This is a genomic window from Corynebacterium lipophiloflavum DSM 44291, assembly GCF_000159635.1.
Taxonomy (GTDB): domain Bacteria; phylum Actinomycetota; class Actinomycetes; order Mycobacteriales; family Mycobacteriaceae; genus Corynebacterium; species Corynebacterium lipophiloflavum.
This window is the reverse complement of sequence record NZ_GG667191.1, coordinates 162,335-183,842: the sequence shown is the minus strand read 5'-3', so window position 1 is coordinate 183,842 and position 21,508 is coordinate 162,335. Positions and strand designations below refer to the sequence as shown.

Sequence of the window (21,508 nt, the reverse complement as noted above, 5' to 3'; positions counted from 1 at the left end):
GTCTACGCCAGCGACGCCACGGTGCGGATCAGGTGCTCGATGTCGGCTGTGGTGTTGAACGGGCTGAGCGACACGGTGACCGCGCCGCCGAGCTCGCCGACACCCATCTCCTCGGTCAACGGCCCCTGCGGCATGAGAGACGCGACGATCCCGTGGGCGAAGAGGCGCTGCTGCACCGTCAGCGCGGGCACGCCCTTGACACCGAAGGACAAGCGCGGGATGCGGTCCACCTCCGCGTCCGACTCGGCGGCTGCCTCGCCCGAAACACCCACGATGTGCACCGCGGGCAGGGTGCCCAGGAAGGTGTGCAGCTCGTCGCGCAGCCGCTCCAGGTATCCGGAGGTCTCCGACATGGAGGCCACGAGGCGCGTGCGGCGGGTGGAGCGGCCCGTGGGGGCGTCGACAAGCGAGGCGTAGTGGTCGATAGTCGGCGCGGCGGCACCGGCCAACCCCGGGGACACCCCCAGATCCAGGCGCGCGGCGCCGTTGGCCGCCGGGTCGCCCACGGCGGCCAGGCGGCCGAACATGCTCTCGTCTCGGAACACCAGCGCGGCGATTTCCGGACCACCCATTTCTTTCAGGTCCACTGCCACAATGTCTGCGCCCCAGTCGTCGAAGGTGATGGGGCGGTACGGGGCGTAGGCAGAGGCGTCGACAAGCACCCAGGCGCGCGAAGCGGCGCGCACCGTCTCCGCGATCTCCGCGACCGGCGCAACCGTTCCCAAGTAGGGGTGCGCCGCGGGCACCGACACCAGCCGCGTGGCGCCGTCGACAAGATCCATGTACTGCCAGCCCGGCAGCGACCCGGTGGCCAGGTCAGCCGCAGCCCACCGCACATCCGCTTCAGTGCGCCCAAGCGCCGCGGTCAACTCGACGCGATCGACGTTGTTGAGCACCACGGAGGAATTGCGGCGCAGAAGCGGGCGCATCGACGCCACCAAAGAGGCGTAAAGGTACACAAGGCCCGGGCCGAGGACGACGCGCTCGGGGGTGGCACCGACGAGGTCGGCGACGGCCACGGAGGCGTCGCTAAGCAAGGTGGCCGCCTCGGGCGAGCCTGAGGTCGGCTTGGAGTGCGTTCCGGCGGCGGGCTCGGGCCGCGAAACCGACGTGGCCACGCGAAATGAGCGCGCAACCGCCGACGACACCCGCTCCGGAACCTGCGGGCAATCATGCGCGTTGAGGTAAATCCAGCCGTCGGACAGTGAGGTGTAGAGGCCGCGGACTCCGGCAATGTCGTAGGCCACGCACACACCTCCTCGACCCTGATCGATGCCTATTAACCAAACCAATTATGCACACTATGACCTTGCAACGCACACTCGCAGCTAGGGTGTTTGATGTGCAGGAGAACCAAAAGTTGCGGGACCGCTTGCGAAGCGACGTCTCACGCATGACCACCAACGCTTCAGTCGAACCGCCCGCGTCGAAGTCCACGACGCTGTCCATGGCGTTTCGCGATCTCGTCCGCGGTTGGCGCCAAAACGAACTGTGGCTCCAGCTCGGCTGGCAGGACATCAAGCAGCGCTACCGGCGCAGCACCCTGGGCCCGCTGTGGATCACCATCGCCACCGGCGTGATGGCGCTCGCGCTGGGGCTGTTGTACTCCATGCTGTTCCAGATCTCGGTGAGGGAGTTCCTCCCCCACGTCACCGTCGGGTTTATCATCTGGGGGTTCATCGCCGGATGCATCAAAGACGGCTCGGACATCTTCATTGAAAACGAGGGCCTGATCAAGCAGCTGCCCTCGGCGCTCTCGGTGCACGTCTACCGCCTGGTGTGGCGGCAGCTGCTGTTCCTGGCCCACAACATGGTGATCTGGGTGCTGCTGGTGGTTGTGTTCCGCATCCCGCTGTCGTGGAATACCCTGCTGGCCATCCCCGCGCTGGCCCTGCTGGTGATCAACGGTGTGTGGGTAACCATGCTGTTCGGCATCATCGCCACACGCTTCCGCGACGTCGCCCCGCTTCTGGAGTCCATGGTGCAGCTACTCTTCTACGTCACCCCCATCGTGTGGACAACCCAGACACTCAAGGACCAGGGCGGCGAGGTCGCGCAGCGCGCCCGCATTGCCGAGCTCAACCCGCTCTACCACTACCTCGAGATCGTGCGCGCCCCGCTCATCGGCAAGGAGACCGACCTGTACCACTGGGGCATCGTCGGCGCCTGCACCGTTGTCGGACTCCTGCTTGCGCTCCTCGTCATGCGGCAGTGGCGCTTCCGCGTCCCCTACTGGGTATAAGGAGAAAACACGTGGTTTCCATTGACACCTACGACGCCTGCGTCGACTTTCCCATCTTCGACGCCAAATCACGCTCCCTGAAAAAGGCCGTGGTCTCCTCCGCCGGCGGCGCGATCGGCAAAAACGCCTCCAACACCGTCGTTGTCGAAGCGCTCAAAGACATCAACCTCCACCTGCGCGAAGGCGACCGCGTGGGCCTCGTCGGCCACAACGGCGCGGGCAAATCCACCCTGTTGCGGCTGCTTTCCGGCATCTACGAACCAACCCGCGGCGTCGCCGACGTGCGCGGGCGTATCGCCCCCGTCTTCGACCTCGGAGTGGGCATGGACCCCGAAATCTCCGGGTACGAGAACATCATCATCAGGGGGCTGTTCTTGGGGCAGACACGCAAGCAAATGAAGGCGAAGATCGACGAGATCGCCGAATTTTCCGAGCTCGGCGACTATTTGAACATGCCGCTGCGCACCTACTCCACCGGCATGCGGGTGCGCCTCGCGCTCGGTGTGGTGACCTCCATCGACCCCGAAATTCTGCTTCTCGACGAAGGCATCGGCGCCGTCGACGCCGCCTTCATGGCCAAGGCCCGGGTCAGGCTCGCCGAGATGGTCGAGCGCTCCGGGATTTTGGTGTTCGCCTCCCACTCCAACGACTTCCTGGCGCAGCTGTGCACCACCGCTTTGTGGGTGGACAAGGGCGAAATTCGGCAGGCCGGCCTGGTGTCCGACGTTGTCGCGGCCTACGAGGGGCCTGAGGCCGGGGGGTATGTTGCCGAACTGGTGGAGAGGTTCCATCGTGAGCCTATGTAGTGCCAAATGGTGCACGCCCGAGGCACCTTTTGGCACTTTCCCCAGGTCGCGCACCTACCCCATGCACCTTTTGGCACTAGCCGCCGCCCGCACGGCATCTCAATGTCAAATGGTGCACGCCCCATGTAATTTTTGGCACCTTCCCCAGGTCGCGCACCTACCCCATGCAACTTTTGGCACTAGCCACAACCTAACCCGCGTACCCCTTCGCGCGAAGCAAGGCGCTCAACCGCTCTGGTAGTTGAGGCAGCGTCCCCGAGGAGAATCGCAGCGGCGTCCACCCGAGTGCGGTGGCATCGAGGTTGATTAGCGAGTCCTTTTGCCGCTGGTCGTACTCCCAGTGGTGTGAACCGTCGTACATGAGGCCGATCTTCGGCTCTGCGAGCGCGAGGTCGAAGACGGTGACTAGGCGCGAGTTGCTGTAGAGGGGCATTTGCTGCTGCATCGTTATGCCAAAGCGATCGGCAACTTTCGAGGTGGCCAGCCGCATTTCCGTCTCTTTCGGCGAATCAGCAAAGGGACTCGACAAAGCAAGGATTTTCTCCAGCCACCGCCTGTTGACGCGGTAGCGCGCGGCCGCGCGGATCTCGTCGGGGGTGACCGAGAGGTGGCGCATGACGGCGTCGACGAGCTGGATGCTCTCGAGCTCAGCACCGCCGATAGCTTTGAGCGCACCGGCGGTTGCGACGGCGGGGTTGGCGACGCGAAAGGGGTAGCCGTTGATGGTCACGGTCCACGCCTCGTCGATGCGGCATCCACGCCGAGTGATTGTTGCGGTCAGCGCTCGGCCCGTAGAACTCGCCGCCCTGGGTAGCACGAGCGTGGTGTCTCGGCCCTCCACGAGGTGCGGCAGCCCGTAAATGGCGAGCGCGCTGTGGCCCACGACGATGCAGTTCGGGTGTTCTACGGCCAGCGCTAGCGCGCGTGCGGCGGCAGGTGCGCCGTACTCGATCGAACGCGGGTGGTTGCGGGCGTCGGCAAGCACTGCCCACGTCGGGCGCAGCGCGCTGGCGGGCAGGAAGTGGCGCGCCGAGATCTGCTCGCAGCCCGAGCCCGGCGTGCTCGTGATGGGCCAGGGGGTGCCGGTGGTCATACCGTCGAAAAGCCTCATACTTGATTAGAGTCCGACGGGCCCGGCGCGGGTTCCCTCGTGCACAATAGAATCTATGACTTCGACCCTGAACGCTGATGGAACGACTGCGGCAGTGATCGTTACGCACAAGCGCGTGGATGTGCTGGGCCATTCGCTGCGCCAGGTCGCCGCTCAGACCCATCCGGTGGATTGGATCATTGTGGTCGACAACGGGGCCGAGCCTGCGGTGCGCGAGCTGCTACAGCAGGTCAGCCCCGATAAGGGCATCTACCTGCCTTCACAAACGAACTTGGGCGGGGCGGGAGGATTCGCCTACGGCTTCCTGCACGCGCTCGCGCTCGGTGCCGACGCCATTTGGTGCGCCGACGACGACGGCCGACCCGCCGACAAAAGCACCCTTGAAGAGCTCTACCGCGTAGCAGTAGAACATCAGTTAGAAGAAGTCAGCCCCATCGTGGCCAACCTCGAAGACCCCACCAAGCTGGCCTTCCCGTTAAGACAGGGCCTGAGCTGGAAGCGACACACAAGCGAGCTGGAGGGCGAATTCCTGCCCCAGTACGCCTCCCTGTTCAACGGCGCGCTGATCAGTGCGAAAGCAATGGAGCGCATCGGCGTGCCGGACTACCGGCTGTTCATCCGCGGCGATGAGGTGGAGTACCACCGTCGTCTAGCCCAATCGGGACTGAAGTACGGCACGGCGCTCACGGCTTTCTACCTGCACCCGGACGGGTCAGGCGAATTCCACCCGATCATGGGCGGGCGCGCCCATGCGCAGTGGCCGGACAATGAGACGAAACGGTATTTCACCTACCGCAACCGCGGATACATCATCAACCAGCGCGGAATGAGGACCATGAAGCTGCAGGAAGTGGTGCGTTTCGGCTGGTTTTTCCTGATTCAGAAAAAGAGCCCGAAACAATTCCGGCAGTGGCTTAGGCTACTGCGGATGGGGGCACGGGAGGATTTCCGTCGTCCGTAAACCGGCGCGGCTCGGCGGAGGAGATGATCTTGGTTTCCTCCTTGAAAATCACCCGGCGCTGGAGCACGAAGTTGGTCACCGTCGCTACGCCCTGGGCAATGACAAACGAGGTCGCGTCCTTCCACGGGTTGACAAAACCGAGCGCGATCAGCGGGCGCTCAGTGATGTTGTAGAGCAGCACCTGCACCGCGAACGTGGAGGCGTAGAGAAGCAGAACAGCCCCCGCCTTCTTCACCGTCACCGCGGCCTGGAAGGCGAAGCGCGAGTTGAGCACGTACGCGATCAGCGTGCCAAAACACCAGCCCACCACCTTGGACAAGTCGCGCGACAGCGGCGAGAGCTCGGTCAGCCCGTAGGTAATGCCGAAGTCGATCACGGCGCAACCGACGCCAATGATGAGAAACGGCACGAGCTGCCTTCTCACTGAAGTCAGGTAACTGGCCGGGGCTTCTTCCATAGACACGGGCAACAATCCTACCCACGAAGCAGCGCGCGGAAGGTATCCAGCCGTTCCACCGGCGCCACTTCGGACGCCCCATAGGCCCCGATCGCGGCGAGACGCACGAGCGATCCGGCGCATTTGTGGCGCACCTTCCGCGCGGGCAGCTTGGGGTGGCCGAGCGAGGCATATGTGCTGGTGATGATGCTATCGGTCGTCTCGGCGTCGGCGAAGCAGGCCAGCGCCAGGATCACGGACCAAAACGCGTCGCGCCCCGCCGCGGTTCGCTCGCGCGGCAGCTCGCTTATCGACGCCCTCACCGACGCCGGCAGGTCCGTCTCGCGCCCCAAGTCAAGAGCTTTGAGCAGGAGCACGAAGTCGTACATCGAGGTCCGGGCGACGACATCGCTCACCTCGGCGCGGGTGAGCTTGAGCACGTCGGCGGCGATGTCCTCACCGATGAGGTCGCGGTTGATCTCGGTGATGCTCAGCTCGGCGGCCCCGAAGGCACCGGAGCCGGCGATGCACACGGCAGGCGGGGTGGCGTCGTCGCGCGGGTAGGCCTCGACGAGCTCGAGGTCGAAGCGCCACAGCCCCCAGTGGTAGTAGATGGTGGTGCGGGCGCCGGTGAAGGCGTCGATAAGCGTGGTGGCGGGGTCGAGGACTGTATCCGGCCGCGGCTCGGCTGGCTCGGTGGTAAAACCCGCGGGTTGCGCGCCGAGGCCGAAGGCGGTGCAGACGGCGCGGGAGACGTCGTGAAGCGGGCTCGCCTCGTCGATGCCGAGGTAGCGGTATGCCTCCTCGTCGCCGACGTTCACGGAGACGCGCAGCATGAACGTCGAGCGGCTGCCCGAGCGCGGACGCAGCAGAGTGAGGTCGAACACGGGCGCTCTGTACTCGCTGTGCTCGCTGCCTCTCATGTCGCCCCAGCTTAGCGCTGGCGTAGACTTGGCCACCATGAGGAAGCACTACAAGGGCGATGATCCGCACGCAATCCACGAGGCCGCGCAGCGGGTCGAGGTGCCCCTGTCCGACTTCATGGTCCGCCTCTTCGCCGAAGAGTTGCCCTTTTTGGACAGCGCCTCGCGCACCCGCGTCTACGACATCCTGCGCGAGCACAAGGCGGCAGGCCGCGGTGTGATCTCATCCCAGGAGGAGCTTCCCGCAGAGATTCGTGAACTCATGGACCTCTAGCGGGCGACTAGGCTGGAGCGCATGCAACTACACACAGACGTTGAATCGCTCTACGGGTGGGGGCGCACCGCACCGTCGACCGCCCATGTGCTGTCCACCCCGGACGTCGAGGTGATCAAGCGCGCTGTCGCGCAGGTCGCCGACGACAAGGCCGCTGCGAGCCGCGGCATCATCGCACGCGGCATGGGCCGCTCCTACGGCGACCCCGCCCAAAACGGCGGCGGCCTCGTGATTGACATGCAGCCGCTCAACCGCATCCACTCGATCGACCCGTCGACCGCAATCGTCGACGTCGACGCGGGGGTGACCCTCGACCAGCTCATGAAGGCCGCCCTGCCCTACGGCCTCTGGGTCCCGGTGCTGCCCGGCACCCGCCAGGTCACCATCGGTGGCGCTATCGGGCCGGACATCCACGGCAAGAACCACCACTCCGCGGGTTCCTTCGGCAACCACGTGGTCTCCATGGAGCTGCTCGTCGCCGACGGGCGCGTGCTGCACCTTGAGCCGCACGGCAGCACCGACGACCCGGACGGCACCCTGTTCTGGGCCACCGTCGGCGGCATGGGCCTGACCGGCATCATCCTGCGCGCCCGGATCCTGATGACGCGTACGGAGACGGCCTACTTCATCGCCGACACCGACCGCACCGACACCCTCGACGAAACGATCGCGGCGCACTCCGATGGCTCCGAGGTCAACTACACCTATTCTTCCGCCTGGTTCGACGCGATCTCCGCGCCGCCGAAGACGGGCCGCTCCACCATTTCCCGCGGTTCGTTGGCCACACTGGCGCAGCTCGAGGAGTACGCCCCGAAGCTGGCGAAGGACCCGCTGAAGTTCAACGCCCCGCAGCTGATGACGGTGCCTGACATCTTCCCCTCGTGGACGATGAACAAGCTGTCCCTGATGGCGATTGGCGAGGCATACTACCGGATGGGCGCGCCGGCGAAGAACCAGGTGAAGAACCTGACACAGTTCTACCAGCCGCTCGATCTCATCGGCGAGTGGAACCGCGGCTACGGCTCGAAGGGCTTCCTGCAGTACCAGTTCGTGGTGCCCACCGACGCCGTCGAGCCGTTCAAGGACATCATCTACCAGATCCAGTCCTCCGGCCACTACACCGCGCTCAACGTGTTCAAGCTGTTCGGAGAGGGCAACCGCGCCCCGCTGTCCTACCCGATGAAGGGTTGGAACGTGTGCGTCGACTTCCCCATCCGTTCCGGCTTGGGCGAGTTCCTCGACCGCCTGGATGAGCAGGTCATGGAGTTCGGCGGCCGCCTGTACCTGGCCAAGGAGTCGCGCACTTCGGCCGAGAAGTTCCACGCGATGTACCCGGGCATGGCCGGCTGGCTTGAGACCCGCCGCAACATCGACCCGAACGGCGTCTTCGCGTCCGACATGTCGCGCCGCCTCGAGCTCAACTAAAGGAGTCACTTTCATGCTCAACGCAGTAGGACAAGCACAGCACATTCTTCTTCTCGGCGGCACCTCGGAGATCGGGCTAGCGATCGTGGGCGAGCTCGCCTCCCGCGGCGGCAGCCCCACCGTCACTCTCGCCGCGCGCCAGGATTCGCCGCGTATCGACGCCGCCGTGGCCGAGGTCACCGCCGCCGGCGCCGGCCAAGTGCGCCTGGTCGACTTCGACGCGCTTGATGTCTCCTCGCACCCGGACGTCATCGACGCGGCCTTCCAGGACGGAGACGTGGATGTGGCCGTCGTCGCCTTCGGCACCCTCGGCGACCAGGAGCAGCTGTGGCAGGACCACGCCGCAGCCGTGGAGTCCGCCCGGATCAATTACACCGCGGCCCTGTCCGTCGGCGTGCTGCTCGGCCAGCACCTCAAGGCTCAGGGCCATGGCACGATCATCGCGCTGAGCTCGGTGGCGGGACAGAAGGTGCGCCGCTCGAACTTCGTCTACGGCGCCTCCAAAGCCGGAATGGACAACTTCTACCTCCAGCTCGGCGAGGCACTACGCGACTCCGGAGTGCGCGTCACTGTCGTGCGCCCGGGCCAAGTGCGCACCAAGATGACCGAGGGCTTAGGCGAGGCCCCGCTAACCGTGAACAAGGAGGACGTCGCCCAAGCGGCGGTGTCCGCCGCGCTCAACGGGCAGCGTAGCGTCTTCGTGCACAAGGCCTTCGGTCCGATCTCGTTCGTGCTGCAGCACATCCCCGCGCCGATCATGCGCCGGTTGAACTTCTAGACCCCTATGAGACACTGTTACGCATGACAGTAACTCGAGTCGCCGCTGCTTCGGTCGGCGGGGCGGTACTCGCTTTTATCTCCTGGTTCGTGCTGCAGACATCGTCGCTGCCGGCGTTTAACACCTCCATGGTGACCCGCGCGCTAGCGACCGCCTTTTCCATGATCGTCATCGCCGTCACGGTGGCGTTGCTATGGCTGCACAGCCGTGGCCGGCTCACGGTGCTCGCGGAGATTGCCGCCCCGCTGGCCCCGGTGGGCATTGTGGTGGCGACGTTGGGCATTCCGCTCAGCGCGACCAAGCTCTACCTCGACGGCGTCCAGGTTGACCAGGGATTTCGCACACAGTTCTTGTCGCGGATGACCGAGACCATGTCCAACCAGGACATGAACTACTTCGGGCTGCCCACCTTCTACCCCATCGGGTGGTTTTGGCTGGGTGGACGAATGGCGAACATACTGGGCATGGATGGCTGGGCGGTATACCAGCCGTGGGCGCTGGTATCGCTCGCCGCGGCCGCGGCAGCGCTGACCCCTGTGTGGCGCGCGCTCACCGGTTCGCTTCCCGTCGCCACCGCTATAGCGCTCGCCACTACGGCGATCGTGCTGACGGAAACAGCGGATGAGCCCTACGCGGCGATCGTCGCCATGTTTGTGCCGGCCGCCGCGGTGGCCGCGGGCAAAGCGCTCAACGGTTCGTGGAAGACCACCGCGGTACTCGCGGTGTACCTGGGTGTCTCGGCGACCTTTTACACGCTGTTCACCGCGATTACCGCGTTGTCCGTCGTGGTGCTGGCGGTGGTGTACTTCGTGGTAAACAAGCGCTCGTGGGAGCCGATCAAGCACCTGGTGGTGATGGGCGTTGGCTCGATCCTCATCGCGCTGATCGCGTGGGGCCCGTACTTGTACGCCCTCGTTTTCGGCGACTACCAGGCCCGTTCCACGGCGAACCACTTTTTGCCCGTCTGGGGCACTGCGTTCCCACTGCCGTTTTTCACTTTCTCCCTCATCGGGCTGCTCAGCCTGCTGGGCCTTTTCTACCTGTGCATCAAGATCCGCACCTTCTTCGCCACCGGCCTCACAGTGACCATCGCCGTGTGCTACGCGTGGGCGCTGGCCTCGATGGTGACGCCCCTGGTGGGAACGACGCTGCTGGGGTTCCGCCTCGAGGTGCTTATTGTGCTGTTGTTCGCTACCGCCGGCATTCTCGCGTTGCACTTGCTTGAGATGCCGTCGCCGGGCGCGGCAGCAGCCGCGACCATCCTGGCCGCAGCGGCGGGGCTGGTCTACGTCCAACAGATCCCGGAGCAGAACCAGGCCCACATCGACCAAGCGTACGCCGACACCGACGGCAACGGCGAGCGCGCCGACCGCTTCCCGCCGGATGCGGGCCGCTACTACGCCGACGTCAGGGCGTATATTTCCGAGCACGGCTACGAGCCGGAAGACGCGGTGGTGCAAACCGACGAGATTAACTTCATGGCCATGAACCCCTACTACGGGTTCAACGCTTTCACCAGCCACTACGCCAACCCACTCGGCGAGTACGACCTGCGCGTCGACGAACTGACACGCTGGGCGGAGGGCTCCTACGACGACCTCGAAGACCCGGACGCCATGCTCGAGGCCCTCGATTCCGCCCGGTGGCGCGCCCCCGACGTGTTCGTCTTCCGCGGCAACCTCGACGACCCGGAAGAACCACTCAAGACCCACGTCGGGCACGACATTTTCCCCAACGAACCGAACATGGTTTACGAGCGACTGTACTTCAACCCGGCGTCATTTGATTCCCCCGCGTGGGACTCGGAACAGATCGGCCCCTTTGTGGTGGTGGTCCGCAACCGATGACTAGCACAGTAAGGTCCAACGACGTGAAAACCTCTGCCCCCGTTTACTCCCGCATTGCCATCGTGTCCGGCCTGCTCGCGTTCGTGAGCTTCCTGCTCACGCCGTTCCTGCCGGTCAACCAGGTGCAGTCGCAGTTGAACTGGCCGCAGAACGCCTCGTTGTCCTCGGTCAACGCCCCGCTGATTTCGCTGGCGCCGGATCAGCTAGAGGTGACCGTCCCGGTCGCCGAGTCCATCGATGCCCTGCGCGAGGGCGAGTCACTGATCGTGGGCACGCTGCCGACCTCCTCGACGAAGGCGACGGACAGGGGCCTGTTTGTCACCTCGCCGGAGGGCGGGATTGTGGTCACCTCGGTCAACGAGGTGATCTTAGAGCTCACGCCGGAGCAGGTCGCAGACCTGCCGGCGGGCGCGCAACTCGTGGTGCGCGCAACACCCGACGGCACGGCCGCGGAGATCCCCGGCACAAAGTTCGCGGAAGACACCGAGGACGACCTGCGCCCCCAGGTCACCGGGCTCTACACCGAGCTCGAGGGCGATACGCAAGCGCTTGTCGACGCCGGCCTGGGCGCCCAGGTAGACATCAACTCGCGCTTCACCTCCACGCCGTCGGTAGCAAAGCTCGCGGCGATGCTGATCGGCCTGGCCTCGACCGCGGTCGCGCTGTGGGCGCTGTGGCGCCTCGACGGCCTCGACGGCAAGCGCTTCCCCTTCTTTAGCCGCGAGTGGCGCACGTTCAAGCCGCTCGACGCCTTGGTGCTGGCCATCCTTGGTTTCTGGCACGTCTTCGGCGCGAACACCTCCGACGACGGTTACCTGCTCACGATGGCGCGGGTGGCCAACGAGTCGGACTACATGGCCAACTACTACCGCTGGTACGGCGTGCCGGAATCACCGTTCGGCTCGCCTTTCTACGACATCTTGTCGTGGCTTTCCCTGGTCTCGACCGCGTCGATGTGGATGCGCCTGCCGACGCTGATCGCCGGAGTGCTGACGTGGTGGATCCTCTCGCGCGAGATCCTGCCTCGCCTGGGCCAGTCCCGGCGCGTGAGCTTCTGGACAGCGGCGTTTGTCTTCCTCGCGTTCTGGCTGCCCTACAACAACGGCACCCGCCCCGAGCCGATCATCGCCCTTGGACTGATCGCCACGTGGGCATCGTTCGAGCGCGCGATTGCCACGAATCGCCTGTTCCCCGCGGCGATCGGCACGATTTTCGCCGCGTTTACGCTGGCCTGCGGCCCGACGGGCCTCTCGGCGGTGGGCGTGTTCCTGGTCTCGCTGCCGTCGATGCTGCGCATCATGCACAGCCGCCTCGCAGCCGCTCCGCGCCTGGCGTACATTGCCCCGTTCCTGGGCGCGGGCTTCGCCGTGATGGTGCCGGTGTTTCACGACCAGACCCTGGCCACGGTGCTCGAGGCTACTTCGGTGCGCTCGGCCGTGGGTCCGGCGCTGGAGTGGTACTCGGAGTGGGTGCGCTACGCCACTTTGTTCGAGCAGACTGTCGACGGCTCCATGACGCGCCGCTTCCCCACCTTTATCTTCCTGTTCAGCATCGGGCTGATCCTGTGGGCGCTGTTCCGCTTCAACAAGATCCCCGGCGCGGCACCCGGCCCGACCCAGCGGCTTCTGCTCATCACCGGCTTGTCGACGTTCTTCCTCATGTTTACCCCGACGAAGTGGACCCACCACTTCGGAATCTACGCGGGGCTCGGCGCCGCCGCCGCCGCGCTCGGGGCGGTCGTGCTGTCGCAGATTGCGCTGCACTCGGCACGCAACCGCACTCTGGCGCTCGCCGCGGTCGCGTTCCTCATGTCGCTCACGCTCGCCGGCTGGAACGCCTGGTGGTACGTGTCCTCCTTCGGCGTGCCGTGGTGGGACAAGACGGTGCAGCTCAAGGGCATCGAGGCGAACACGATCATGCTGTTGATCACCCTGGCGCTGTTCGTGATCGGCATTTTCCAGTCCTTCTCCCGCAACCAGCAGCGTGTCGACGGCGGACGCTTCGCCGGGGTGATGTCCGCACCGATCGCTATTTTCGCGGTGCTGATGGTGGCGTTTTCATGCCTGACCTTTATCAAGGCCTTCGTGGACCAGGCCCCCGCGTACTCGGTAGGGATGGGCAACGTGCGCACGTTCGGCGGCAACCACTGCGCCCTTGGCGCGGACGTGTTGCTGGAGACCGATACGAACGATTCCTTCCTCACCCCGCTGGGCGTGCCGCTTGCTGAATCGCTCGATTCCGACGACAACCGCGGCTTTTACCCCGACGGCGTGCCGTCATCTATCGTGCCCGAGAACTCGATCGCGGCGAATACGGACGCGCGCACCGACGCCAATGACAACGCCACGGCGGCTTCCATCGACACGCAGACCGGAACCCAGAACACGCAAAACGACCAGGCGGACAGGGAGCAGTCAACCAGCCGAACAAACACGCAGGGCAACCGCGCGGACGAGCTGCGCGGGGTGAACGATTCGACCGTGCGCCTGCCCTTCAACTTGGACTACAACCAGGTTCCCGTGATGGGTTCCTACGCCGAAGATGCCACTGGCTCGGCGTATCTCGAATCCGCCTGGTTCGAGCTGCCGGAGGCGACCGATAGCGCACCGCTTCTGGTCACCTCGGTGGCGGGGCGTATCGCGCACAAGGACATCAACGGGGTCGAGCAGGAGGGCACCGACCTGGTTCTCGAGTACGGAAAGAGCCGCGCTGATGGGGGCGTCGAGAAGCTCGGCGATGTGGTCATGCTCGACCAGGGCCCGAAGCTCGCGTGGCGCAACCTGCGCTACCCCATTGAGGATCTGCCGGAGGACGCCGACGTGGTCCGTCTCGTCGGCGAGGACGACTCGCTGGCCGAGCGCGACTGGATGGCGGTCACCCCGCTGCGCGTGCCGACTCTCGCTCCGCTCGGTGACGTGTTCGACGCCGATACCCCGGGCCTGTTGGACTGGTCGGTGGCCCTGCAGTACCCCTGCCAGCGCACGTTCAACCACTACGCGGGCGTGACCGAGATCCCCGAGTTCCGCGTCATGCCGGACGCGCCGGGCAAGCAGCAGCTCTCCGGGTTCATGGACTTCCTCGGCGGCGGTGCCCTGGCCACCGCGGAGGCGGTGAACTACTCCTACGAGATCCCCGGCTACCTGGCCAACGATTGGGCCCGCGACTGGGGTTCCATTGCCAAGTACGAGCTGCGGACGAATTCGCAGGGTGCGGCGCCGGAAGAAGCCGATATCGACTACAGCGTGCACTCGCGGTGGGGCTGGTGGAGCCCGGGAGAGATGAAGATCCGTGATACCGAGGAGGAGAAGGAATAGAGTGGTGGTATGAACGACCTCTTTGAGCTAGTCAACGGCCAGTGGGTGAAAGACCACGAGATCCCTGCGGACCGTGGCATCGACGGCGCCTTCTACGCCCTGCGCGACAAGGCTGAAGAAGACGTGTGTGCGTTGCTGAGCGACGGCGCCGGCCGCGGCGGCGACATCTTTCAGTCCTTCATGGACACCGCCGCGGTCAACGCGGCCGGCATCGAACCGCTGAACCGGGATCTCGAGCGCCTCGAGGTCGCGGACATCGCGGAACTGGCGCGCAATTTCGGCGCGCTTGAGCGCGAGGGCACCGGCGGCCCGATCTCGTTCTGGGTGGAGAAGGACTCGCGCAGCGAAGAGTCAGTGGCTTACCTGGTGCAAAGCGGTCTCGGGCTTCCGGATGAGGCGTACTACCGCGAGCCCCAGCACGCGGAGCTGCTCACGCAGTACCGCAAGCACGTGGCCACCATGCTCGAGTTTCTCGGCCCCGCCCACCTGCTCGGGTTGCCGGCTGCGGTGGCGGCGGAGCGGATCGTCAACATGGAGATCCAGATCGCGGCGAGCCACTGGGATGTGGTGCGCTCGCGCGACGCAATCGCCACCTACAACCCGGTCGATTTCGCGGACTTGCCGCCGCTGATCCAGGAGATTCTGCGCGGCGCGCGTGTCGACGGCGGCACCATCATCAACATGATGCCCTCCTACACCGAGGCGTTGGCCGGAATGCTGCGCCCGGAGACGCTGGCGGATTGGCAGTTGTGGGGCGCGTGGACTATTCTGCGCTCCCGCGCTGGTGTGCTCACGGAAGAGATCGGGGAGACGAACTTCGCTTTCTACGGCACGAAGCTCTCCGGCGCGCCGGAGCAACGCGACCGCTGGAAGCGCGGGGTCAGCCTCGCAGAGTCGCTCGTGGGTGAGGAGATCGGTCAAAAGTACGTCGCCAAGCATTTCCCGCCCGAGTCGAAGGAGATGATGCTGGAGCTGGTTAACTACCTGATTCAGGCGTACCGCGATCGGATTAGCCAGCTCGAGTGGATGGGTGAGGAGACGCGCACGCGCGCGCTGGAGAAGCTCGCGCAGTTTTCCTCCAAGATCGGCTACCCGGACAAGTGGCGCAGCTTTGAGGAGCTCGAGTTTGACCCCTCGGGCGCTGCCCTCGTGGACAACGTGCGCACGGGCGCGGCTTTCGAGCACGATTTCCACGTGGCCAAGCTGGGCAAGCCCGCCAACCGCGACCAGTGGGTGACCACTCCGCAAACGGTCAACGCGTTCTACAACCCGGTTGTCAACGACATCACCTTCCCTGCGGCGATTCTGCAACCCCCGTTCTTCGACCCGAAGGCCGACGCGGCGGAGAACTTCGGCGCGATTGGTGCGGTGATCGGCCACGAGATCGGCCACGGCTTCGACGACCAGGGTTCGCGCTACGACGGCCTGGGCAACCTCAACTCCTGGTGGACCGACGCCGACCGCGAGCGCTTCGAGGAGCTCACGTCGAAGCTGGTCAAACAGTTCGACGGGCTCGTGCCGTCCGTTCTGCAGGGCCGCGAGGGCGTCTCGGGGGTCAAGGGCGACTTCACCCTCGGTGAGAACATCGGCGACCTCGGCGGTCTCGGCATCGCGGTGGTGGCCTACAAGATGTACCTTGCCGAGCACGGGCTTGACGACGGCCCCGCGCTCGCCTTCGACGACCTCGACGGTGAGTACACCGGCTTCCAGCGCCTTTTCTTGGCGTGGGCGCGCGTGTGGCGCTCGAAGGTGCGCCCGGAGATGGCCGCCCAGCTGCTCGCCATCGACCCGCACTCGCCCAACGAGTTCCGCTGCAACGTCATTGCCGGCAACATCGCCGAGTTCTACGAGGCCTTCGACGTGCCGCAGGATTCTGCGGTGTGGGTGGCGCCGAATGATCGGGTGCAGATTTGGTGACATCGAAGCTAGAGCAGGGCTCGCTTGACGACGACTACCCCATCAACGACCAGTCCAACCCCGACTTCAACGTCGGCGGTGTCAAGCGCACCCTTCCAGATGAGCTGCAGCTCGAGCAGATCGTCTCCTACATGGACGCGACGTACCCGCGCCCCTCGGATGCGGGAGAGCTGGACCGCTACCTCGCGCTTCTTCCCGACCGGTTGACCCACGCCGCGATGCTGATGCTGGGCTCCGCCGTCGACCATGCGATGCCGGGCGTCGCCTTTGCCGGCGAGGTGGGCCTCGAGAGCACCGAATTCGGGCCGCTGCTGCGCCCGAGTCACTCGTCGGGCGTGTGGGTTGTCGCGTGCACCGCGCTCGGGCCGCGCGCCCGCGAGTTTGCGTGGCAGCCGGAGGTCGCTGGCGCGGCGGAGCTGTCCGGGGCGGTAATCGTGGACGTCGATAGCCGCGAGCTCGTCGAGCCGGCCATCGAGTTCGCACGGAGCCAGGGCGCGGCCGAGGTGGTGGCGTGGCTGCACCTCGACGTGTTCGCCACCAGCGCGGATCGCACGATTGTCAGCTTCCCGCGAGATTCGTCGCACGCACCCGAGGGCGCACTGGTGCAGGTGCCCAGGGGAACCGGGCCGGGCCGCGAGTACTTTTCCACCGGCGAGATCTCCACACCTGCCGAGGCGCGGCGCAGGATCACCGACGTCGCCGAATTCCTTACGTCAGGTCCAGCTTCGTAATTTCCACCGGTGCCGGCTCGCCGGGAGTCCAGCTCTCCCGTGTGAGCTGGAACTGCGACTCCGGCTCCGGCTCTTCGCGCTCGATTATTCCTGCGTGGACGTCCTCGGTGTTGTCGCTGGCGTCGCCCCAGGTCAAGGCGGCGACCACCCAGACGTCACCGTCGGTTTCACCGAAGCCGACGCTGCCGGTTTGCGATACCCTGTCGTCGGACCACCCCGACTTAATCCCCTCCACGTCATCCAGATTGGCCACGCCGAAGAGCTGCTCGAAACCGTCGCGGGCTGTCTCCGGTTTGTCGGTCATGCCGTAGAGAAGCGGCTTGGCGCGCGGGTCCCAGAGGATGTCGGTGACGAACTTTGCCACGTCGTAGGCCGAGGTCACCGTCCGGCCCCACGACCCGTAGCGGGCGGTTTCGGTCAGATCAAAGTCCTCCGCGATCTCATCGATCGCCTCTGGGTACTTCCGGTCCAGACGCTGGGCGTAGCCGTCGTGGGAGACAGCAATCATGTCCTGGACCAGCTCCTTGTCCTCCTCCGTGCCGTTGTAGAGCACCCAATACCCCAGGTAGAGCTTCGACAGCGACAGTGCCGGGCGCTCCTCGAGCGCGTTGTCGGAGCCCGACCAACTCCCGTCCGGGCGCACCACCGCCAGGGCGGTGCGGTCGCTGGAGTAGCTCGGGTCGACCTGATAGGCGTGGGCCGGCGCCGCGGCGAGGCACATCACGACCAGCGCCGCCACAAGCTTTTTCACGTGCATTTTTCCTTGACTAGAGGTCCAGAACGGAGTCGGCCTCGCCCACCTCGTCGTCGGCAACCGGCGGATCGATCTCGCACAGGGTCACGGTGGCGCCGGTGGAATCGGCGATCACCGTCAGCGGGCCAAACGGGGACATGTGCGGCGCGATAAGTACCTCGCCGCCGAGCTCGGCAACGCCGCGGCTGGCGCGGGCAACGTTGTCCACCCCGAGGTAGACACCCCAAAAGCCCTGCTCGATGTCGTCGACGCGCATGCCGAGCACGGCGGCGCCCTCTACCGTGGCCGTGTAGTAGCCCTCGGAGCGGTTGACCTGCCAATCAAACAGGTCCGCGTAGAAGTCGATGAGGCTTTCCTCCGCGCCGATGTACTCGTACCAGACCGGGGTGCCGGGCTCGCCGGCGGCGACGAACTGGTCCTCGCCGGCCGGGTGGATCACGCCGAACACCGCGCCCGCGGGGTCCGCGCACAGCGCCATCCGGCCCAAGGAAACCTCAGCGGTGGCGAGCACGGTCCCGCCGCGTTGCTGCACCGCGCGAGTGATCCCGTCGACGTCTCGGGTGAGGATGTACACCACCCAGCCGTTTTCGTCCTGGGGCACGAAACCCGCGATGGGCAGGCCCTGCATGCGTGCTACGGCGTAGGAGTCGTGCGAGACCTCCCAGTCGAGCAGCTTTGAGTAAAAGTAGCTGGATTTGCGCAGATCAGAGGTGAGCAGGTCCTGCCAGTACGGCATTCCCTCGAGCGCTTGGAAAGCGGGCATCTACAGGTTCCTCCACTTCTCCGGGTCGAAATCGTCGTTGGCGGTGCGCTCGTCGAAGTAGTCGTCGCCACCGCCGCCGGCGATGACTGTGGCGGTGGTGCCGGCGACGGAGACCACGTCGGCGTCGCCAAGCGAATGCCCCCGTGACGTGACGACCTCACCGTTGACCGCGACCTCGCCGGAGGCGATGAGCTCCTTGGCCTGCCCGCCCGATTCCGCGAGGTTGGCTAGCTTGAGGAATTGCCCGAGCTTGATCGAGTCCGAACTGATGTCGACGTCCATGAGCATGTAGCTTAGCTGCTCAATCCGACAAATCCCTCCCACAGCATCCATACGCCCAGCGCGACGAAGATGATGCCGCTGACGATGTCGATGATGTGGCCGTACTTTTCAATGGGCCGCACCAGCCATCGCACAGCGAGCGCGAAGAACACGAACCACGCAAGCCCGATGAGGATCAGCGTGAGCGCGATGGCGACCATCGCCCCAGCCCCCATGCCGGGGCGCACGAACTGGGCGAAGACCGCACCGAAGAACAGCACGGCCTTGGGGTTGGACAGATTGGTGAGTATCCCCGTGCGCAGCGCCCCGGAGGTGTTGACCTCCCGGTGCGGTAGCGTCGCGCCCCCGAGGCCCATCCACACGAGGTAGGCGCCGCCGACGATCTGCAACACGGCCAGGATATCGGGCACCGCCTGCAGCAGCGCGCTCAGGCCGACCAATGAAGCGATGATCCAGATTGCGTTGCCGATCATGATGCCGATGGCGCACGCCACGCCCGCAGCGCGTGACTTCGAGCCCAGCCGGATGATCTGGAACAGGTCGGGCCCCGGGCTGGCGATCGCCGCCAGCCATACTCCAACCAGTGCGAGCACTAGCGCTCTGCCTGGTCCAGCGGCATGATGCTGAGCGTGTCGATGTTGACGTGCGCCGGCATACTGGCGACCCAGCGCACCGTCTCCGCGATGTCCTCGGCCGTGAGGTTGAGCTTGCCCTCGTAGACGGCGGCGGCGCGCTCTTCATCCTCGAGCCGGTTGAGCGCGAAGTCCGTCTCCACCCGGCCGGGGTCTATTTCGGTGACACGGATCAGGTTGTCCGCCTCCTCGCGGCGCAGGGCACGGGTGAGGCCGCGCAGCCCGAACTTGGCGGCGTTGTAGCCGGAGCCTCCCTTGTAGGCGTCGGTGCCGGCAACCGAGCCGATGTTGATGATCAGTCCGCTGGCCTCGAGCAGCGCCGGGTAGAGCGCCTTGATCACCCGCACGGTGCCGTAGACGTTGGTTTCGTACATCCAGCGCCAGCGCTCTTCGTCGGCGTCGCGCAGGTAGTCGACCCCCTTCGCGCCGCCCGCGTTGTTGACCAGCAGGTCAACGCGCTCCAGCTTCGCCGCCAGCTTGTCGACGCTGCCCTGATCAGTCACGTCCAACTCAACCGCCACGCCCCCGATCTCCTCGGCGATGCGTTGGCAGCGCTCATAGCGCCGCGCCGCGACGTAGACCTTCCACCCGTCCGCCGCCAGCGCGCGTGCGCTCGCCTCGCCGATTCCCGCCGATCCGCCCGTGACTACCGCAATGCGTTCCATACTCTCTAACCTTATCTGTGCACCTGGCGCATCGTGATGTTGATCCTGCCCTCCTTCAGGCCCGTTTCGTTCGGACCGGTGCCTGCTCGCGCCCCGGCAACGCCGTGGCGGGCCCGGCGCGCGGGTCCGCCGAAGACCAGGGCGTCGCCCGACATGAGCAGCACCTCGTGGCCCTCGATCCGAAACAGGGTGTCGTCGCCGATGGACAGGCTCACCACCGGGTTTTCGGCCTCTTCCTCGGCATCGACGTGCTCCCCCATGCCGGCGCCCGGCGGGTAGAAGTTCACCAGAGCCGTCTCCACGCGGATCGTCTCCCCCACCGCCTCATCGACCTCGCGGGCGGCGGCGAGAACTTGATCGGCGATGTCCTGGAAGTTGTCCGGGACCGGCGGCACGGCGTAGCCATCCACCTGTCGGACCAACCGGTAGGGGTTCGTCGCCCAGAACCACCCCAAGGAGAGCAGGTGCGCCTTCATCTGGCCCTTTCCAACCATCGGGCGGCGCATCGCCACCGGGGTTCCGGCGACGCTGCGCGCGATCTCGCGCGTCTGCACAACCAACTCCGCCTGCTGCTCGAGCTCCAGGAAGTTCGGCAGGTGCACCACCCCCGGCATGAGACGCTTAGGGGGCCGGGGCAGGGCGGAGGCGTCGATAAGCATGCCCTCAACCTACCGCTACTGGTAGCGTGAGCCGCATGACCAGAGATTTCAACGTGGCCGTCGTCGCCGCTGTCGTGGTCGCCGTGGTGGTTGCGGCGTACATCCTCTCCGAGGGCACGTGGGCTGCCCCGCTGGTGGTGCTTGCGGCATCGATGCTCGCAATCTTCACCCGGCGCTGAGCATGTACCCCACCGGTAGCTGGTACCTGCCCGACGACTCAGAGGCGAGCGCCCAGCACCAGGCCATGCGGGAGCTTCTCCGCGAGTTTAATGCGCAGGCCAACACTTCCCCCGCCAACGACCTGCTGCGCCGCATCTTTCCCAATAGCGAGCATGCCCCCGAGGTGTGGGCACCGCTGCACCTCGAGTTCGGGGTAAACACGAGGTTCGGGAAGGACTGCTTTCTCAACTTCAACTGCGTCATCCTCGACATCGCGCCGGTGACCATCGGGGCTGGAACGCTTTTCGGACCCGGGTGTCAACTGATCACCGTGGGCCACCCCGTGGACGACCACGCCAAGCGCGCCGCAGGATGGGAGATCGCCCACCCGATCACGATCGGCGATAACTGCTGGTTCGGCGCCGGTGCGATGGTGATGCCGAGGGTGACTATCGGCGACAATTGCGTGATCGCGGCGGGGGCCGTGGTCACTGCCGATGTGCCCGCGAACTCCCTCGTGGCGGGCGTACCGGCCGTGGTGAAGCGTTCGCTATGAACTTAAACCCCCTCACATGCAAGAGAAAGTTCGCTCGAGTAGGCGGCGTCAGGGGGGCATTAATGCTTGTCGACGTCCACGCGCAGCGCACCACAGCCTGGTTCGCCGCCGGGTCAAGTCCTAGGCAGTGGGTAGCTGATGGTGTACCTAAGTCGGAGGTGGCCCCACCGACTCGGGATCGGGTGGACTACCTTGTACAAGTACCTTGCTAGTGGGGTCGGGTAGATTCCCTATTCTTTTACAGTCTGTGGCTCCCGAAAAATTTCCTCTCTC

22 protein-coding genes are annotated in these 21,508 nt (G+C 65.5%); 12 read left to right on the top strand and 10 right to left on the bottom strand.

Annotated elements, in window-relative coordinates:
- Positions 1–2: 2 nt before the first annotated feature.
- Complete coding sequence (locus tag HMPREF0298_RS00840; protein ID WP_040422117.1) at positions 3–1,247, bottom strand: aminotransferase class V-fold PLP-dependent enzyme; 1,245 nt, start codon at positions 1,245–1,247, stop codon at positions 3–5.
- 146 nt (positions 1,248–1,393) lie between these two features.
- Here HMPREF0298_RS00840 and wzm point away from each other — a divergent pair, with 146 nt between their 5' ends.
- On the top strand, positions 1,394–2,242 hold the full coding sequence (gene wzm, locus HMPREF0298_RS00835) for a galactan export ABC transporter permease subunit Wzm/RfbD (RefSeq protein ID WP_245527420.1): 849 nt from the start codon (positions 1,394–1,396) through the stop codon (positions 2,240–2,242).
- A gap of 11 nt (positions 2,243–2,253) precedes the next feature.
- Positions 2,254–3,048, top strand: coding sequence for a galactan export ABC transporter ATP-binding subunit Wzt/RfbE (wzt, locus tag HMPREF0298_RS00830; protein WP_006839179.1), 795 nt, complete (start codon positions 2,254–2,256; stop codon positions 3,046–3,048).
- A 190-nt stretch (positions 3,049–3,238) separates the two neighbouring features.
- Here the strand turns inward: wzt and HMPREF0298_RS00825 are convergent, their stop codons facing one another.
- Positions 3,239–4,159, bottom strand: a complete 921-nt coding sequence (locus HMPREF0298_RS00825) for a PDDEXK family nuclease (protein ID WP_006839178.1) — start codon at positions 4,157–4,159, stop codon at positions 3,239–3,241.
- 55 nt (positions 4,160–4,214) lie between these two features.
- On the opposite strand from HMPREF0298_RS00825, the gene glfT1 reads away from it, so the two are divergent.
- Complete coding sequence (gene glfT1 / locus HMPREF0298_RS00820) at positions 4,215–5,120, top strand: galactofuranosyltransferase GlfT1 (RefSeq protein ID WP_006839177.1); 906 nt, start codon at positions 4,215–4,217, stop codon at positions 5,118–5,120.
- Here glfT1 and HMPREF0298_RS00815 read toward each other — a convergent pair.
- Together HMPREF0298_RS00815 and HMPREF0298_RS00810 are read right to left on the bottom strand one after the other, a co-directional pair.
- On the bottom strand, positions 5,074–5,577 hold the full coding sequence (locus HMPREF0298_RS00815) for a GtrA family protein (protein ID WP_006839176.1): 504 nt from the start codon (positions 5,575–5,577) through the stop codon (positions 5,074–5,076). The genes glfT1 and HMPREF0298_RS00815 overlap by 47 nt on opposite strands.
- Positions 5,578–5,594: 17 nt before the next feature.
- Positions 5,595–6,443 carry a plasmid pRiA4b ORF-3 family protein gene (locus HMPREF0298_RS00810; RefSeq protein ID WP_050758228.1) on the bottom strand — a complete coding sequence of 283 codons (849 nt, stop codon included), beginning with the start codon at positions 6,441–6,443 and terminating at the stop codon, positions 5,595–5,597.
- 73 nt (positions 6,444–6,516) lie between these two features.
- On the opposite strand from HMPREF0298_RS00810, the gene HMPREF0298_RS00805 reads away from it, so the two are divergent.
- The 7 genes from HMPREF0298_RS00805 to HMPREF0298_RS00775 are packed head-to-tail and all read left to right on the top strand — an operon-like array spanning position 6,517 to position 16,765.
- Complete coding sequence (locus HMPREF0298_RS00805) at positions 6,517–6,753, top strand: hypothetical protein (RefSeq protein ID WP_040422113.1); 237 nt, start codon at positions 6,517–6,519, stop codon at positions 6,751–6,753.
- 21 nt (positions 6,754–6,774) lie between these two features.
- Positions 6,775–8,178: a decaprenylphosphoryl-beta-D-ribose oxidase gene (gene dprE1, locus HMPREF0298_RS00800; protein WP_006839173.1), complete on the top strand. Its 1,404-nt coding sequence runs from the start codon at positions 6,775–6,777 to the stop codon at positions 8,176–8,178.
- A gap of 13 nt (positions 8,179–8,191) precedes the next feature.
- A complete protein-coding gene (gene dprE2, locus HMPREF0298_RS00795; protein ID WP_006839172.1) occupies positions 8,192–8,956 on the top strand; it encodes a decaprenylphospho-beta-D-erythro-pentofuranosid-2-ulose 2-reductase in 765 nt (254 codons plus the stop codon).
- A 23-nt stretch (positions 8,957–8,979) separates the two neighbouring features.
- Positions 8,980–10,803, top strand: a complete 1,824-nt coding sequence (locus HMPREF0298_RS00790) for an arabinofuranosyltransferase (RefSeq protein ID WP_006839171.1) — start codon at positions 8,980–8,982, stop codon at positions 10,801–10,803.
- Positions 10,800–14,117, top strand: a complete 3,318-nt coding sequence (locus tag HMPREF0298_RS00785) for an arabinosyltransferase domain-containing protein (protein ID WP_006839170.1) — start codon at positions 10,800–10,802, stop codon at positions 14,115–14,117. The genes HMPREF0298_RS00790 and HMPREF0298_RS00785 overlap by 4 nt, the downstream gene beginning before the upstream one ends.
- Positions 14,118–14,126: 9 nt before the next feature.
- The gene (locus HMPREF0298_RS00780; RefSeq protein WP_006839169.1) at positions 14,127–16,034 is read left to right on the top strand and encodes a M13 family metallopeptidase; all 1,908 of its coding nucleotides are present in this window, start codon (positions 14,127–14,129) and stop codon (positions 16,032–16,034) included.
- Positions 16,031–16,765, top strand: a complete 735-nt coding sequence (locus HMPREF0298_RS00775) for a hypothetical protein (protein ID WP_006839168.1) — start codon at positions 16,031–16,033, stop codon at positions 16,763–16,765. Before HMPREF0298_RS00780 ends, HMPREF0298_RS00775 begins: the two co-directional genes overlap by 4 nt.
- Here the strand turns inward: HMPREF0298_RS00775 and HMPREF0298_RS00770 are convergent.
- From HMPREF0298_RS00770 to HMPREF0298_RS00745, 6 genes are read right to left on the bottom strand one after another with little or no spacing between them, the layout of a single operon-like run.
- Positions 16,743–17,522, bottom strand: coding sequence for a hypothetical protein (locus HMPREF0298_RS00770; RefSeq protein ID WP_006839167.1), 780 nt, complete (start codon positions 17,520–17,522; stop codon positions 16,743–16,745). The genes HMPREF0298_RS00775 and HMPREF0298_RS00770 overlap by 23 nt on opposite strands.
- A gap of 10 nt (positions 17,523–17,532) precedes the next feature.
- Complete coding sequence (locus HMPREF0298_RS00765) at positions 17,533–18,282, bottom strand: VOC family protein (RefSeq protein ID WP_006839166.1); 750 nt, start codon at positions 18,280–18,282, stop codon at positions 17,533–17,535.
- On the bottom strand, positions 18,283–18,570 hold the full coding sequence (locus HMPREF0298_RS00760; protein ID WP_006839165.1) for an RNA-binding S4 domain-containing protein: 288 nt from the start codon (positions 18,568–18,570) through the stop codon (positions 18,283–18,285).
- Positions 18,571–18,575: 5 nt separating this feature from the next.
- A complete protein-coding gene (locus tag HMPREF0298_RS00755) occupies positions 18,576–19,157 on the bottom strand; it encodes a LysE family translocator (RefSeq protein ID WP_006839164.1) in 582 nt (193 codons plus the stop codon).
- Positions 19,157–19,861, bottom strand: coding sequence for an SDR family oxidoreductase (locus HMPREF0298_RS00750; RefSeq protein WP_006839163.1), 705 nt, complete (start codon positions 19,859–19,861; stop codon positions 19,157–19,159). The genes HMPREF0298_RS00755 and HMPREF0298_RS00750 overlap by 1 nt, the downstream gene beginning before the upstream one ends.
- Before the next feature lie 11 nt (positions 19,862–19,872).
- On the bottom strand, positions 19,873–20,520 hold the full coding sequence (locus HMPREF0298_RS00745) for an alpha-ketoglutarate-dependent dioxygenase AlkB (protein WP_006839162.1): 648 nt from the start codon (positions 20,518–20,520) through the stop codon (positions 19,873–19,875).
- A 35-nt stretch (positions 20,521–20,555) separates the two neighbouring features.
- On the opposite strand from HMPREF0298_RS00745, the gene HMPREF0298_RS12070 reads away from it, so the two are divergent.
- Complete coding sequence (locus HMPREF0298_RS12070; protein ID WP_006839161.1) at positions 20,556–20,699, top strand: hypothetical protein; 144 nt, start codon at positions 20,556–20,558, stop codon at positions 20,697–20,699.
- Between the two features lie 2 nt (positions 20,700–20,701).
- Positions 20,702–21,235, top strand: coding sequence for a sugar O-acetyltransferase (locus HMPREF0298_RS00740; protein ID WP_006839160.1), 534 nt, complete (start codon positions 20,702–20,704; stop codon positions 21,233–21,235).
- Positions 21,236–21,508: the final 273 nt, after the last annotated feature.